The 15881-nt window shown below is 31.8% G+C and carries 13 protein-coding genes; 6 read left to right on the top strand and 7 right to left on the bottom strand.

Translation table 11 applies throughout. From position 1 onward, the window contains the following. Positions 1–134: 134 nt before the first annotated feature. The 4 genes from J2Z43_RS03330 to J2Z43_RS03345 form a co-directional block, all read right to left on the bottom strand. Entirely contained in the window at positions 135–1109 is a 975-nt protein-coding gene (locus tag J2Z43_RS03330) for a Fic family protein (RefSeq protein ID WP_209455840.1), read from the bottom strand. Between the two features lie 117 nt (positions 1110–1226). Beyond that, positions 1227–2594: an MATE family efflux transporter gene (locus tag J2Z43_RS03335; RefSeq protein ID WP_209455841.1), complete on the bottom strand. Its 1368-nt coding sequence runs from the start codon at positions 2592–2594 to the stop codon at positions 1227–1229. A 257-nt stretch (positions 2595–2851) separates the two neighbouring features. Beyond that, the gene (gltA, locus tag J2Z43_RS03340; protein WP_209455842.1) at positions 2852–4246 is read right to left on the bottom strand and encodes an NADPH-dependent glutamate synthase; all 1395 of its coding nucleotides are present in this window, start codon (positions 4244–4246) and stop codon (positions 2852–2854) included. Then, a complete protein-coding gene (locus J2Z43_RS03345; RefSeq protein ID WP_209455843.1) occupies positions 4246–5139 on the bottom strand; it encodes a sulfide/dihydroorotate dehydrogenase-like FAD/NAD-binding protein in 894 nt (297 codons plus the stop codon). The genes gltA and J2Z43_RS03345 overlap by 1 nt, the downstream gene beginning before the upstream one ends. 326 nt (positions 5140–5465) lie before the next feature. Between J2Z43_RS03345 and J2Z43_RS03350 the strand changes: the two genes are divergently transcribed. Then, positions 5466–6317, top strand: coding sequence for a sulfurtransferase (locus J2Z43_RS03350; protein WP_209455844.1), 852 nt, complete (start codon positions 5466–5468; stop codon positions 6315–6317). Positions 6318–6457: 140 nt separating this feature from the next. Here the strand turns inward: J2Z43_RS03350 and J2Z43_RS03355 are convergent, their stop codons facing one another. The 3 genes from J2Z43_RS03355 to J2Z43_RS03365 form a co-directional block, all read right to left on the bottom strand. After that, positions 6458–8068: a gamma-glutamyltransferase family protein gene (locus J2Z43_RS03355; protein ID WP_209455845.1), complete on the bottom strand. Its 1611-nt coding sequence runs from the start codon at positions 8066–8068 to the stop codon at positions 6458–6460. A gap of 145 nt (positions 8069–8213) precedes the next feature. Beyond that, positions 8214–10151, bottom strand: a complete 1938-nt coding sequence (locus J2Z43_RS03360; protein ID WP_209455846.1) for an ABC transporter permease — start codon at positions 10149–10151, stop codon at positions 8214–8216. After that, positions 10138–10905, bottom strand: a complete 768-nt coding sequence (locus J2Z43_RS03365) for an ABC transporter ATP-binding protein (protein WP_209455847.1) — start codon at positions 10903–10905, stop codon at positions 10138–10140. The genes J2Z43_RS03360 and J2Z43_RS03365 overlap by 14 nt, the downstream gene beginning before the upstream one ends. A 122-nt stretch (positions 10906–11027) precedes the next feature. Here J2Z43_RS03365 and J2Z43_RS03370 point away from each other — a divergent pair, with 122 nt between their 5' ends. From J2Z43_RS03370 to J2Z43_RS03390, 5 genes are read left to right on the top strand one after another with little or no spacing between them, the layout of a single operon-like run. Next, positions 11028–11702, top strand: coding sequence for a response regulator transcription factor (locus J2Z43_RS03370; RefSeq protein WP_027701881.1), 675 nt, complete (start codon positions 11028–11030; stop codon positions 11700–11702). Between the two features lie 17 nt (positions 11703–11719). After that, the gene (locus J2Z43_RS03375) at positions 11720–12724 is read left to right on the top strand and encodes a sensor histidine kinase (protein ID WP_209455848.1); all 1005 of its coding nucleotides are present in this window, start codon (positions 11720–11722) and stop codon (positions 12722–12724) included. 38 nt (positions 12725–12762) lie between these two features. Then, positions 12763–13926: an efflux RND transporter periplasmic adaptor subunit gene (locus J2Z43_RS03380; protein ID WP_209455849.1), complete on the top strand. Its 1164-nt coding sequence runs from the start codon at positions 12763–12765 to the stop codon at positions 13924–13926. Between the two features lie 3 nt (positions 13927–13929). Beyond that, entirely contained in the window at positions 13930–14610 is a 681-nt protein-coding gene (locus J2Z43_RS03385; protein WP_209455850.1) for an ABC transporter ATP-binding protein, read from the top strand. 2 nt (positions 14611–14612) lie between these two features. After that, complete coding sequence (locus J2Z43_RS03390) at positions 14613–15845, top strand: ABC transporter permease (protein WP_209455851.1); 1233 nt, start codon at positions 14613–14615, stop codon at positions 15843–15845. Positions 15846–15881: the final 36 nt, after the last annotated feature.

Here is a 15881-nt window from a genome sequence, read left to right on the forward strand (position 1 = left end):
GACAAACAAATAGTCATTAAAGTTAAATTATTGAAATCAAAAAGACACACAAAAAGTTTTAAATTAACTTTAGGTGTGCCTTAATAGTTTTATAAATTAATATTTCATAGATTTATACAATTTTACTGCTTGTACTAATATTTTTTTCTCCACTTAGCATTTCTACCTCTAGCAATAACTTCAATCTTATCTTCTCTTCTAAGATTATTAAATACTCTATTAATAGTAGGATCAGGTATATCTGGGCACAAATCCTTTATATCTTGCTTGGTAAAGTATCCAAGAGTAGAATTGATATAAGTTTCTATTCTAAGAGTTTTTGTTACTTTATCTTTATCTGTTATGTTCAAGCTATCATTTAGCTTTTGATAAGCTATAAGTATGCTTTCTAAAAAATACTCAAGCCAAGTGTTTATATCGTACTCACCTCTACCAAGATGCGAGCTCAAGATTTTTATCCTCTCAAAGTACTCTAAAGAACTTTCATCAAATACTTTACCTAAGCTAATATATCTTCCGACCTCGTAACCATTTTGATTTAAAGTAAGTAGCATTAGTACCCTGGCCATTTTTACATTTCCTTTATTAAAAGGATGAAGTAATATAAACTCTAGTACAATCGTAGCTATTAATATAAGTACATCAACCTCGTCTTCTTCCAAAAGTTTGTGATATGAATCGCAGAGATTTTCAACTTCAGAACTTAGATCTACTCTAAAAAATCCGCCCCTTTGATTTGAGTACTTGTACAAGTAACCGTGTAGTTCCGCAATTAACTTTGCATCTAAATTCATAGTATAGTACGCACTATTGATAGTCTTAACTAGATCTCTATATTCAACTACACTCCACTCATCCTCTGTAGATGGTATCCTTTCACCATTCACAAGTTTTTCTATATCCATTTCTCTTCTTCTTGAATTTTGACCTATATGAGTAGATAACGCGCAATCGACTAAAGAAGTTTCACACAAATTATCTAAAATTTCTTTATTTTGTTTTTTATATACGATCTGTCTACCTTTAAATTCATTTATTTTAGAAAGAGTTTTTACTACTTTCATACTAACCCTTGCATTTGACAATATATCTTTATCCAAAAAATTCATTTAATCACTCCATAACATCTAATTTCTTTAACCTAAAGTGATTTAATTTTAGCATAAATACTTAATCTTTACAATTTTTAGAAAAAAATAATTTATTTAAACAAAGACAATTTATTTTTATATAGCTTTATTTTGATCTATCATCAACTGCTTTTGACGCTTTAATTCCTTGTTAACTACATATCCAGTAAGAATTACCGCAATTAAATCTGATAACGGTTGAGCCATCCAAACTCCTTTTAACCCCATAAATCTCGGAAGTATAATTATAAATGGTATCAATAGTATAACCTGTCTAAGTAAGCTAAGTATCATTGACATCTTAGCCTTACCTATTGACTGAATAAATACTCCACCGATAATTGATATCCCTATTATAGGCAACATGAATAGGTATACTCTAAGCCCATTTACAGATATCGCCATAAGCTCAGGGTCTTTGTTAAATATACCTACGATTGCATGTGGGAATAACTGTACAGCTAAAAATCCAAATGTAAGCAAAATAGTTGCAGCGGCTAGTGATCCCATATAGGCTTTCCTAACTCTATCGTATTGTTTAGCACCATAGTTAAATCCAACTATCGGCTGCGCTCCTTGGTTCATTCCAAAAACAGGCATTAAAAAGAACATAGCTATTGATGAAACTGTAGCCATAGCCCCTATAGCTAAATCTCCTCCATAACTTTTAAGGGCGTGATTTGATACAACTTGTACCAAACTAGCTGCAAGCTGCATAGCAAATGAAGACATACCTATTGCAAAAACTGCTTTTACTAGATGGGATTCTAATTTTAAGCTTTTCTTCTCAAACTTTAAGTTAGATTTACCGCTTACATAGTAAGCTATAGTTAAAACTGCCGTTAAAGCTTGTGATGTAACAGTTGCTATAGCAGCTCCTTTAATACCCATTCCAAAAATAAATATTAAGACATAGTCTAAAATTATATTTGTTAAACACCCAACTATCATGATACCAGCAGAAATTGCAGGTGCCCCATCTCCCCTTATAGAGTGATTTAAAGAAAATGCAAGTAGATTCACTACTGTACCCATTAAAATAATATTTATATATTCCTTTGCATAGAAAATTGTATTTTCACTTGCTCCAAATAAAATTAATATTTGATCTTGAAAAACAAGTCCTATTATAGTTAAAATAATTCCTACTACCACTGAAAGTGTCATAGCATTTCCAATTAATTTACGTGCATCTTCTACCTTTCCTTCACCTAGTTTTAGGGAAATCGTAGTTGTTGTTCCTATTCCTATTAACATACCAAAAGCTAATATTATAGTCATTATAGGCATTGTAACACCAAGACCTGTTATAGCCAAAGAGCCTACGCCTTCTATATTTCCTATGAATATTCTATCTACAACATTGTATAAACTATTTACCAACATACCTATTATCGCTGGTATTGAATATTTTATCAGAAGTTTGCTAATGCGCTCTGTACCAAGTATTTGTTGACTAACCATCCATTGTCCTCCTTGAATAAAATTTTTGAACATGATTCAAGGGAAGCGAAATGCTCCCCTCTTATCTAAAAAACGTAATTTTATATAACCTCAATTAATTATTATATACTATCTAATTTAAAAAACCAATGGTTAATCCTACTAGATTTTCATTTTCAATTGTAAATCAAAACCCTAGCACTACCTCTTTACAAGAGGCTATGCTAGGGTAAAAATTTTCTTTATTATTTATATATTTATATTTTTTTATGTTTCTATTAGTTTTTATTTAAAACATTTTCTTTTAAATATTCATCTATAGATGCAGCAGCTTTTCTACCAGCTCCCATTGCTGATATAACTGTAGCAGCTCCTGTTACTATATCTCCACCTGCGTAAACACCATCTATTGTCGTATGACCAGACTCATCTGCAACAATACACTTTCTCTTATTTACTTCAAGTCCTTTAGTAGTTGATGAAATAAGTGGATTTGGGCTAGTACCAAGAGACATTATTACTGTATCCGCCTCTATTTCAAATTCAGATCCTTTTATCTCTATAGGTCTTCTTCTTCCAGAATCATCTGGCTCTCCTAGCTCCATCTTAACTAATACCATTCCTCTAACATTTCCAGTTTCATCTACTAGAATTTCTTTAGGGTTAGTAAGAGTATGGAAAACTACTCCTTCTTCTTTTGCGTGGTGAACTTCTTCAATTCTCGCTGGAAGCTCTTTTTCACTTCTTCTGTAAACTATATAAGATTCAGATCCAAGTCTAAGTGCTGTTCTTGCGGAATCCATTGCAACATTCCCTCCACCTACAGTCACTACTCTTTTACCCGATCTAATCGGTGTATCATAATCTGCTTTGTAAGCCTTCATTAAGTTTACTCTTGTTAAGTATTCATTTGCTGAAAATACTCCGTTAGCATTTTCACCTGGAATACCCATAAATGAAGGTAATCCTGCGCCTGATCCTATAAATATAGCATTGTATCCTTCATCTTGTAACTGCTCAATAGTGATTGTTCTACCAACGATTACGTTTGTCTCTAATTCAACGCCAAGTTTTTTAATGTTTTCTATTTCAGGTTGTACAACTCCGCTCTTTGGAAGTCTAAACTCAGGTATCCCGTAAGTTAAAACTCCTCCTGGTTCGTGCATTGCTTCAAATATCTTTACAGTATATCCTTTTTTAGCTAAGTCGCCTGCACATGCAAGCCCCGCTGGTCCACTTCCAATAACAGCAACTTTAGCATCCTTTTTGGGCTCTGTTTCAGAAAGGTTTACATTGTTTTCTCTAGACCAATCTGCAACAAATCTTTCTAGTTTTCCTATTGATACTGGCTCATTTTTTATTCCAACTATACAAACACCTTCGCATTGTGTTTCCTGTGGGCAAACTCTACCACAGACTGCAGGTAATGAACTATTTTTTGCAATGGCTTTTGCAGCACCCTCTATATCTTTTTCTTTAACCTTTTGTATAAATCCTGGTATATCAACGCTAACTGGACAGCCTTCAACACATCTAGGCTTTTTACATCCAAGACATCTTTGCGCTTCTTCAACCGCTTCTTCTATATTATATCCTAGACAAACCTCATCAAAGTTTGTAGCTCTAACCTTAGGATCTTGTTCTCTAACTGGCACTCTAACTTTTGCACTCATTACTTGTCACCCCCACACTCACAATTAGCATGGTGACTGTTACCACCATCTTCAGACTCTAAAGCTGCTTTTCCTTCTTGAGTCTTATACATTCCTTGTCTTCTCATCGCTTCATCAAAGTCAACTAAATGTCCATCAAACTCTGGTCCGTCTACACATGCAAATTTAATTTCGTCACCAATTCTTACTCTACATGCTCCACACATACCAGTTCCGTCTACCATTATTGTATTTAAACTAACTGTTGTAGGTATATTTAACTCTTTAGTCAATAGACATACAAACTTCATCATGATCATAGGCCCAATTGCTATTATATGATCGTATTTTTTACCTTGATTTTCGACTAAATCTCTAATTAAATCAGGAATTCTACCATTAAATCCATATGTTCCATCATCAGTTGCAACATAAACGTTTTTGGCAACTGTTTTCATTTGATCTTCTAAAATTACTAAATCTTTAGTTCTAGAGCCTATTATAACATCTACATCTAGTCCATTTTCTTTAAACCACTTTACTTGTGGGTATACTGGAGCAGAACCAACACCACCTGCTACAAACAGAATGTTTTGTTTCTTTAACTCATCTATATCTTCATGAATATACTCACTTGGCTGCCCCAATGGACCTACAAAGTCCATAACATATTCATTTTCTTCATATTGAGCTAATTTTTTAGTTGATGATCCAACGCTTTGGAAAACTATAGTTACTGTTCCTTTTTCACTATCGTAATCAGCTATGGTAAGGGGAACTCTTTCACCTTTCTCATCAGTCTTGATTATGATAAATTGACCTGGCTTAGCAGATTTCGCAACTCTAGGAGCTTCAATATCCATTAAGTAAATGTTATCTGTAAGTTCTCTTTTGCTAACTATCTTGTAACTCATCTCTCAACTCTCCATTCTAAAAAATATATTTTTTAACTCACATCATAATAAAAAACTTAAACAAAAAATATAAATTCAGACATAAAGCTGCAAAGACTAATTTAAATTAACTAATGTGTCTGCATTAAAATGATAAAATAAGTTAATTCTAGTTTTATGTCATGATCTTGTTTAATTAGAAATTTAACTATATACTCAACTATGATTATACTATATTTTTTTGTTTTTGTAATATAAAAATATATATTTACTTGAGACAATTTTTATAATAACATAATGAATAAGAAGGGTTTTAAAAATTCTACTATTAAATGGAGGCGGTTAATTTGAACAACACAATATCAGCAAAAAGACTAATTGACATTTTAGATAAAGAAGACAATTTAGTTGTTATAGACTGTAGATTTGATTTAATAAATAGAACTTACGGAATAGACTCTTATAAAAAAGGCCATATCCCAGGTAGTTTTATACTAGACCTTGATAAAGATTTGTCTAAACCAGCCGAAAAGCACGGTGGCAAAAATCCAATCCAGGATCCGTATATTTTGAAAGAAAAGCTAGAAAAATTAGGTATCGATAATGACACTACTGTAATTGCTTATGATGATGGAGATTTAAACGGTGCCTCAAGACTGTTCTTTCAGTTAAAATATATGGGACTAAAAAATATATATGTACTAGATGGCGGACTTACATCGTATATAAAAAACGGTGGCAAAATTGAAACAAAGATTAATGAACCACAAGTGGTTGGAAAAACTCTAGATGTGAATGTAGATGACAGCTTGGTAGTACCTATGGAATATGTGAAATCTAAACTTTACAGTGATGAAACAGTGATTGTGGATTGCCGTTCAAACGAAAGATACCAAGGTATCACAGAACCAGCATACGAAAAAGCCGGGCACATACCTAGTGCGAAAAATTATTTCTGCAAGGATCTTTTAAATAATAACTATGACGAAGGATCGCTTAAAGATATTGAATTCTTAAAAAACCATTTTGAGGAGTTAAATAAATACAGCGAGATAATACTATCATGCGGTTCTGGAATTTCTGCATGTGTGGACAGTCTTGCACTTAGAGAATTAGATATCCCACATAAAATATATATTGGGAGCTTCAGCGATTGGATAAGTTACGAGGGAAACTCAATAATGGTAGGCGAAGAGTAAATGTTGGGTCAAGCCCTGTGATCGTACATAATATAAATTTTCTAAGTCATAGACATAGTCTATGACTTATTTTTTTAGGAACTTTGATCTATCCTTTTTTTAGAAGCTTTAATTAATCCTTTTACTATTACTTCGAAATTCTAATAAACCGCCACACATCCATCGCAACGCGATTCTGTTCCACAAGCATAGCTACCATGCTCGTTTTTTATTATTATCTGTCCTCTTCCCATGTTTAGATTATCATATATCACTTTGACATCATGACCTTTTTTTGCTAAGTCGTAAATTAAATTTATAGGCATCTCGTGCTCCACTTCTATTTCTTTATCTTTGATCCACTGCCATCTTGGTGCATCTAGAGCATCTTGTGGATTTAATCCAAAGTCTATCATATTGCTTAAAACTTGAATGTGACCTTGTGGTTGCATAAATTTCCCCATAACTCCAAATGCTCCTACAGCTTCTGAATCCTTACTTAGAAATCCTGGGATTATAGTGTGGTAAGGTTTTTTCAATGGCGCTACTACATTGTGATGCTCCGGATCTAAGCTAAAGTTATTTCCTCTATTGTGTAGAGCTATTCCTGTTTCCGGAATTACTATTCCAGATCCAAAATCCATGTAGTTGCTTTGTATATAAGAGACCATATTTCCGTCTTTGTCTGCACTACATAAATACACGGTTCCACCACAGTATGGATCTCCGGATTCCGGTTGAATTGCTTTATCTTTTATTAATTCTCTTCTTTTATCTGCGTAGCTTTGATTTAGTAAAGCCTCTAGTTCTAATTTCATGTGTTTTATATCTGTTACATAAGTCTTTGTGTCTGCAAATGCTAGTTTTAAACTTTCAATAATTTTATGTAAATTATCGCTATCTTCTCTCGATCCATTTAAATCGAATCCTTTTAATATATTAAGTGCCATAAGCACTGTTAATCCATGTCCGTTTGGGGGTATTTCTGATACCGTGTATCCCCTGTAATCTGTAGTAATCGGTTCAACCCACTCTGGATAAAATTGCTCTAAGTCCGACTTTCGTATAAATCCATCGTATTTTTTAGAAAAAGCATCTATCTTCTCAGCTATACTTCCTCTATAAAAACTCTCTGCATTAGTTTTAGCAATTTCCTCAAGAGTCCTAGCCTGATCTTCACATTTGAAAATTTCACCAGCTACAGGTGCTCTACCATTTTTAGAGAATGTGTCGAACCAAGGTTCAAATTCCTCACCTTTAAACTCTTTTTTGTAAAGCTTGTAGTCTTTTTCCCATATTTTTGCAACGGTTGGCGACACTACAAATCCTTCTCTTGCATAATTAATTGCCGGCTTTAAACAGTCCATCAATGAAAGATTCCCAAATTTCTTATTTAGCTCAGCCCAAGCTGCAGGTATTCCAGGTACTGTTACAGGTTTTAAACCGTACTTTGGCATTTCATCTAATCCTTTAAAGTTATCAAGCGTCATCTTTTCTGGAGCAAAGCCACTTGAGTTAAGGCCGTAAAGCTTTTTTTCTTCTTCTATCCAAACGAGCGCATATGCGTCTCCTCCTATGCCGTTGTTTACTGGTTCGACTACTGCAGAAGCCGCGGCAGTTGCTACAGCTGCATCAACTGCATTTCCTCCCATTTTCAGTATTTCTAATCCTACTTGTGATGATAATGGTACTGAAGTAGCCACAGCTCCACTTTTTCCAAAGACAACATTTCTCTTTGAATTGTATACATGATTCTCAACGTCAAACTTCATCCAACTACCTCCCAATTAAATTATATTCTATAGTACTTATAGATTTATTATATACTAAAAAAGAAGGGTTGTCTCCGTCAGTTACATACTACGGAAACAACCCTTCTTTTAAGGTTCTTCACTATTTTAATTGATTGTTTATTTCTTATTCTATAATAAGTTTTTTTGCGTATTTTAAAGTTGCTATATAATACAGGAAGTAACCTATATAATAAACTAAAAGAGTTATTGTTATAGGTACTACTATTGAATTTGATAAAAGTCTTTGTGTTATAGTCATTGCAAATATATTGTGAATAGTTCCTACAAACAGTGGAAGTAAAAATACTAGTCTAAGCTGTTTAGATAGAATTTTTTCTATATCTTTGTTGCTTGCTCCAATTTTTTTAAGCATTATATATCTATCTTTATCGTCGTATATATCTGATAATTGTTTTAAAAATATAATACTTCCTGTACAAAGCATAAATACTACAGCTAAAAACATTCCTATAAACAATACTAATCCAATTGAATTATACATACCATTGTAGTTTTCCACATATGATGAAAAATTAAAAGGATATTCTGAAGTATAACTACTATCCATAAGTTTTCTTAGATCTGTAGATAATTCTTCTGAGTTGGTTTTATTATTTACATCTACAAGTCTTATTTCTCTTTCTTCACCATCTTTTAAAAGTTTATTGAAAACACTATCTTTAACTACAGTTAATGAATATGTAGTATTAGTATTGATCTTTGTATTTTGAATTTCATCAAGTATTTTGAATTTGTAAACTTTATCGCTTTTATTTTCAAAAGGAATTAATTTTAAATCATTTCCATTTGCTTTTTCAAAATTTTTAGCAACCATACTATTCGATATAATTATAGCTTCATCGTCTGACCCTATTCCTGTAAAGCTCTCTTTTTGGTAGTCCATCAAATCCTTAAAGTCACTCTCTCTAATTATATCTGTATCGCTCCCTGATGAGATAGGTTTTCCAGTACCCTTTCTCACAGAGTTATACTTATCGTTATAAGATAATAGTTTTACTTTTTTATCAAATATTACTTTATTTTTATCATCATATTTTTTTAATATTTTATCAACTTGTGTATTTACACTGTCATTAGATACATTCACAACAAAACTGTACTTATAATCTTCTTTTAAGATACTGCTTATATTGTAGTAAAATGATGTTGTAAGCCCAAATACTGTTGCACTAACTGCAATAAGTATAGCAATAGTAGCAAGTATCTTGCTGTTTTTTTGTATCTTATATCTAAGTTCTGAAAATGCTACTAGGTTTCTTCCCTTGTAATAATATTTTTTATTTTTGTTAATTATATTTATTATCAAACTTACAGCTGATGAAAAGAACAAAAATGTTCCAGGTATTACAGGTATTAATATTAAAAATACAGAATCTATATGATTTTCTATAAACTTCCCAGTTGCCATATAGTAAGCTATCAAAATTAAAACTGTACCCAGTATACCTTTAATCGTAGTCGATTTACCACTTGACACTTTTTCTGGAGCTTTTTTAAATAGATCGATAAGTTTTTTATTTCTTATAACTAAAAAGTTTCTAACTCCAATAACTATAAAAATTATCAAAAATATCAAGACAGTTTGAATCAACGCCATAAAACTAAACGACATTTTTACTACTACCATTTGGTTCATTAATTTCATAAGCATCATTGTTATAAGCTTTGAAAATAAAAATCCAAAGACGACTCCTATTACAGTTGCCACAAATCCCATAATTATTGTTTCTAGTAAAAATATTTGTCCTATTTTATTCTTTCTCATACCAAGCAGACTATAGGTACCTACTTCTTGAGTTCTTCTGTTTATAAAAAATGAATTTGAATAGTATATAAATAGAAAAACAAATCCTGCTATTATTATAGATCCTACATTTACAGCTGCAGAAACTTTAACTCCTGCAGAGTTTAATGCCTCATTATACTGAATAGATTTAAAACTAAAAAATATAAATACACAAAACACTATCGATGCAAAGTACATTGTGTAATTTGAAACGCTATTTTTTAAGTTCTTTATAGAAATATTATAAAGTTTCATTTTTATCTACCCCCACAAGCATTGCTGATGTATCCATAATTTTGTGGTAAAATTCATTTGTACTATCGCCTTTAACTAATTCTGTAAATATAATACCGTCTTTTATAAAAAGTATTCTGTCACAGTAACTGGCACTTACAGCATCATGAGTTACCATTAATATAGTGGTTTTGTTCTCTTTGTTTAAATTAGAAAAAGATTGAAGCAACTCTTTGGCAGACTTTGAGTCCAAAGCTCCTGTCGGCTCATCTGCAAGTACTAGCGATGGCTTTCCTACAATAGCTCTACACACTGCACCTCTTTGCTTCTGCCCTCCTGATACTTCATTTGGATATTTGTTTAAAGTATTTTCTATACTTAACGCTTTTGCGACTTCATTAACTCTTGTTTCTATAACATCTACTTTTTCATTTTGAAGTGCTAAAGGTAACATAATATTCTCTTTTATTGTAAGTGTCTCTAGTAAATTTGAATCTTGAAAAACAAATCCTAGATGGTCCCTCCTAAAATCTGCTATCCCATTATCATTCATCGAATTTATATCAACTCCATCTATAAATACATTTCCAGAAGTTGGTGCATCTATAGTTGATATTATATTTAAAAGAGTAGACTTTCCTGCTCCAGATGCACCCATTATACCTATAAACTCTCCCTCTTTCACATTAAAACTTACTCCTTTTAAGGCCTCATACTTAGCTCCTCTTTTTCCAAATCCTTTTTTTATATCTTCTACAACTAAAATATCTCTCATAAATTTACCTCCTAAGTTAATTATAATAATATTATATCTACCTACATAAAAATAAACCATTCATCTTCATTAAAGTAATGTTACAATTATGTAAGGTAGATTAATAAATTCGGAGGTAAACTATGTTTAAAATAATGATAATTGAAGACGACTCTACACTCAAAAAAAAGGTAGCTGAGTCTCTAACTAAGTGGGGTTACGAAGTGTATCCTATCAACGACCTAGAAAATGTTATAGAAGAATTTAAATTATACGATCCTCACCTTGTACTGCTTGACATAAATCTTCCGTTTTACGATGGTTTTCATTGGTGTAATGAAATAAGAAAATTTTCAAAAACTCCAATAATATTTATATCTTCAAGAGATTCAAATATGGACGTGATTATGGGTGTTAATTTAGGTGCGGATGATTATATACAAAAACCATTTTCTATAGATATACTAATTGCGAAAGTAAATGCTCTACTTAGAAGAACCTATAATTTTGCAGAATCAAACTCTAATAAAATAGTACACAATGGAGTTATATTAGATTTATCGACTGCTTCAATAGAATTCAGTAATAATTCTATTGAACTTACAAAAAATGAGGTTAAAATTTTACATGAACTTATGAAGTCAAACGGGAAAATTGTTAGTAGAGACAAGCTCATGAAAAAGTTGTGGGACAGCGATTGGTTTGTAGATGATAATACGCTTACTGTAAATGTAAATAGAATAAGGTCTAAGTTAAAAGACATAGGGTTAGAAAACTTTATAGAAACCAAGAGAGGTCTAGGCTACATAATAATGTAGTTGGGTATGGTGAATAAATGACTATAAAAAAATTTTTAAAAGATAACTACAGTTTTTTTATATACAATCTAACACTTTTGCTTTTGATAACACTTACTCTAGTTTTCTCTCCAATTGATTATGTCTTTATGGATACTATTATGTACATCTCTTTAATAGATGTAGTACTTACAACTACCTATTTGAGTCTAAAATACCTAAATAAAAAAGTTTTTATAAATAAATTAAAAGAAGGTATAGATAATAATAATTTTAATGAGCTTACTATATTCAATTCAAATGAAGAAGAAAAATTTTACTTAAATTTGTTGAGAGAATATCAAGATAGCTCTAATAAGATATTAAACGATAACAAAAAAGAGCTTGAAGAAAATAAAGACATGATAAATTTATGGGTTCACGATGTAAAGATTCCTATATCCATAGTAAAATTAATTATCGAAGATAACGAAGATGAGGAATTTGATGAAGTACTCACAGGCATAAACACTGAAATTTTCAGAATCGAAAATGCACTTGAGAGAGTCTTGTATTTTTCTAGACTTGACAGCTTTCACAAAGATTTCTTTATACAAGATGTAAATTTAGAGCGAATTGTAAAAGATGTTGTAAAAAAATATTCAACATATTTTATAAATAAAAAAATTTCTTTAAAACTTGAAAACCTTGACTACACAGTGCTTTCGGATAAAAAATGGCTGACATTTATCTTGGAACAAATTGTTGGAAATTCACTAAAGTATATTTCTTCAAACAATGATATATCTATTACTTGCAAAAAAACAAAAAATTATTTACAATTAAAGGTGGAAGACCATGGTTGTGGCATAAAAAAAGAGGACCTAAGTAGAATCTTTGATAAAGGTTTCACTGGAAACAATGGTAGGTACAATGCTAAGTCTACAGGTCTTGGATTATATTTGGTGAAAGAACTTTCTGATAAATTAAAACACGATATTAAAGTTGAATCTGAGTACGGAAAATATACTCTATTTACTATCGAATTTAACGTTAACATGTAATATCTTAAAGTGTGTCTGTAAATATTAAGGAGGAAAAAATGTCGTTTTTAAAAAGGTTTAAAAATAGAAGATTACAAATTTACATAGGGATTGCAATTATTATATGTATTTGTCTAGGGATACTATCTTTTATTGATAAGAAAAAAAATGTTGAAGATGTGCAAAATAACTTAACTGAAACATACACTATCCCTGAAAGTGAAAAAATCTTTATAAATGGTTCTGTGGTGCCAAAACAATCAAAAGATTTCGATGTACCAGCAGGTTCAGAGCTAAGCAGCGTTAGTGTTCAAGATGGACAGGAGGTTAGCAAAGGAGCACTACTTTTTACAAGCAAAAATGAAGCTATAGTCTCTCAAATAGACAGCTTAAAAACACAGGTAGAACAGTATAAAAAACAAAAGAAAGATCTACCTAATACTCCTGAAAATAGCATCACTATAAAAACTTTAGACAGTGATATAAGTAGATTAAATAAAGAAATATCTACTCTTAACAACAAGGCTTATACAAAAACTACTGCTCCGTTTGATGGTAAGGTATATGTAAATGACTCAGAGTCTCAAGCACAAAACTTAGAACAACCTGTGTCGTCTTCGCTTATATCTTTAGAAAGTACTGAATTGTACATGAAGGGACAAGCTAGCGAACAAGATTTTCCTAAGTTAGCTATTGATCAAACAGTTGAAATTCTAGTATTTTCAACTGATGAAACATTAGCTGGTCGTATAAGTTCTATTTCTGATAGACCTTCTAATTCTGTTGCAAATATGAATGGACAGCAGGGTTCTACAATGTCTTATTACGATATAAGCGTACAATTTGACAGCCAAGAAAATTTAGTAAACGGATTCCATATACAAGCATCAGTAAAAGTTGAAAACTCTAGCTTTAAAATACCAGCTTCAGCTATCCAAGAGGATAAAAAAGGAAATACTTATGTCTTTAAAGATATGGACGGAGTTATCAAAAAACAATTAGTCGATGTATCAACTCATACTGAAAATTCGGCAGTAGTAAGAAGTGGACTTGAAGAAAATGATGTTATAATTAAATTCCCTACAGAAGATATGAAAGAAGGCGATCCTGTTCCAGGATCAACGGGATCTCCTGGAAATACTGATAAAGATGGCGGTATAGACAACCCATTTGAAAACCAACCAGACCCTGAACCTGAAGAAGATTTTCCAACTGTAGGTTAGTATATGCTGATTTCATTAGAGAATATACAGAAGTATTACAAAGTAGGGAAAGAAGAAATTCATGTATTAAAATCATTAAATCTACAGATTAATTCAGGTGAATTTGTAGTAATAATGGGAAAATCGGGTAGTGGTAAAACTACCCTTCTAAATATTTTAGGGTTCTTAGATAGATTTAACGAAGGACATTATTTTTTTAATGGCAAAGATGTAACAAATTTAAGTGAAAATCAACGTTCCGATTTTAGAAACAGCAATATTGGATTTATATTCCAACAGTTTAACTTGATAGAAACACTAAGTATCTATCAAAATGTTGAATTACCACTTACATACAACTCTTCTCTAAAGAGAGATGAACGAGAATCAATTGTAGAAGATAAACTTAGAGCTGTTGGTCTTTTAGATAAGATTAAAATGAAACCCCTGCAATTATCAGGTGGACAACAACAACGTATCGCTATAGCGCGTTCTCTTGTAAATGATCCTCAAATTATATTTGCAGATGAGCCTACTGGTGCTCTAGATAGTGAAACAAGTTCTGATATTATGGAATTACTAAAAGATCTAAATAGAAAAGGTAAAACTATAATTATGGTTACACACGATCAAGATATGGTTAGGTATGCTACAAAAGTTATACGACTTAAAGATGGTGTATTCGTTTCGGAATCGGAGGTGTAGTCATGAATTTAATAAAAAACTCACTGGCAAACTTAAAAGGTCATAAACTGCGTGTAGCTGTAGCTCTTTTATTTATCATAATAGGTGTTACATCTGTGATTGTAGTAAGCTCTGTTGGTAATGGTTTTGAAAAACAAATAACCGAATCTGTAAGTCTTGCAAATTCAAAGCAAACTGTAATTTATTTTGAACCTAATGATCAAAGTATGGATGATTTAACTGCTTTTTTAAAGCCCATTACTACTCAAGATTTAGAAGAGCTCTCTTTTGTTGAAGGCATTGAAAAACTTTCTCCTAGTAAAGGAGTATTCGATACTGGCGCCTACTACAATGAAGCAACTTTTGATAAAAAATCTACTTCTATTGAAGTCAGCCCTATGAAAAAAGATACAAAAATAGATTTAGTTGCTGGTAGAGGAATTACTCTAGATGATGAAAAAAGAAAAGTTGTTCTTATAACTCTTCAAAATGCAACTGACTTATTTGGAGACCCAGAGAAAGCAATCGGTTCTGGAATTACTATAAGTGGTTCTATTTTTGAAGTTATCGGAGTCGTAGATGATAGCTCTGATCCAAATGCCCAAAACAATCAAGTTGCTATGGGACCTATGGGTGGACAATATCCAACTGCCATTACTCCTAAAAAAGCTTTTAACGATTTGATGAATGATCAAAGCAATTACAATACAGATATACAAATGGTAGATTTGAGAGTTTCAGATGGTTATGATGTATTTGAAGTAGCGAATACTATTATCGAAAAATTGTATGAGTTACATCCAGATATAAATGGTTCCTACACAACTCCAGATCCTACAGAACAAATGCAGGCACTAGAAACTATAACATCTAGTACTAATAAAGTGGTTTCATTTATAACGGTTGCTGCAATGTCTGTCGGAGGTATTGGAGTAATGAACATAATGTATGTTTCTGTAATGGAAAGACAACGTGAAATTGGTATCAGAAGAGCTATAGGTGCTAAACCTATATCGATCTTACTTCAATTTTTAACTGAGGCTATATTCATTACAGTTGTAGGAGGGATACTTGGAATATTTGTTGGGCTTGCGGCTACAAACTATGTATCACCTCGAATTGGTTTCGAGGTTATTCCAAGCTTTAACAGTGTTCTTTACGCAACACTTGCGACTATCATTACCGGAATCGTATTCGGTATGATTCCTGCATATAAAGCATCAAAACTCGATCCTATCAAAGCAATATACAAATAGAAATTAATAAAAAGGCAGTACATAGTATACTTTATA

It is taken from the genome of Metaclostridioides mangenotii, assembly GCF_017873185.1.
Taxonomy (GTDB): Bacteria; Bacillota; Clostridia; order Peptostreptococcales; family Peptostreptococcaceae; genus Metaclostridioides; species Metaclostridioides mangenotii.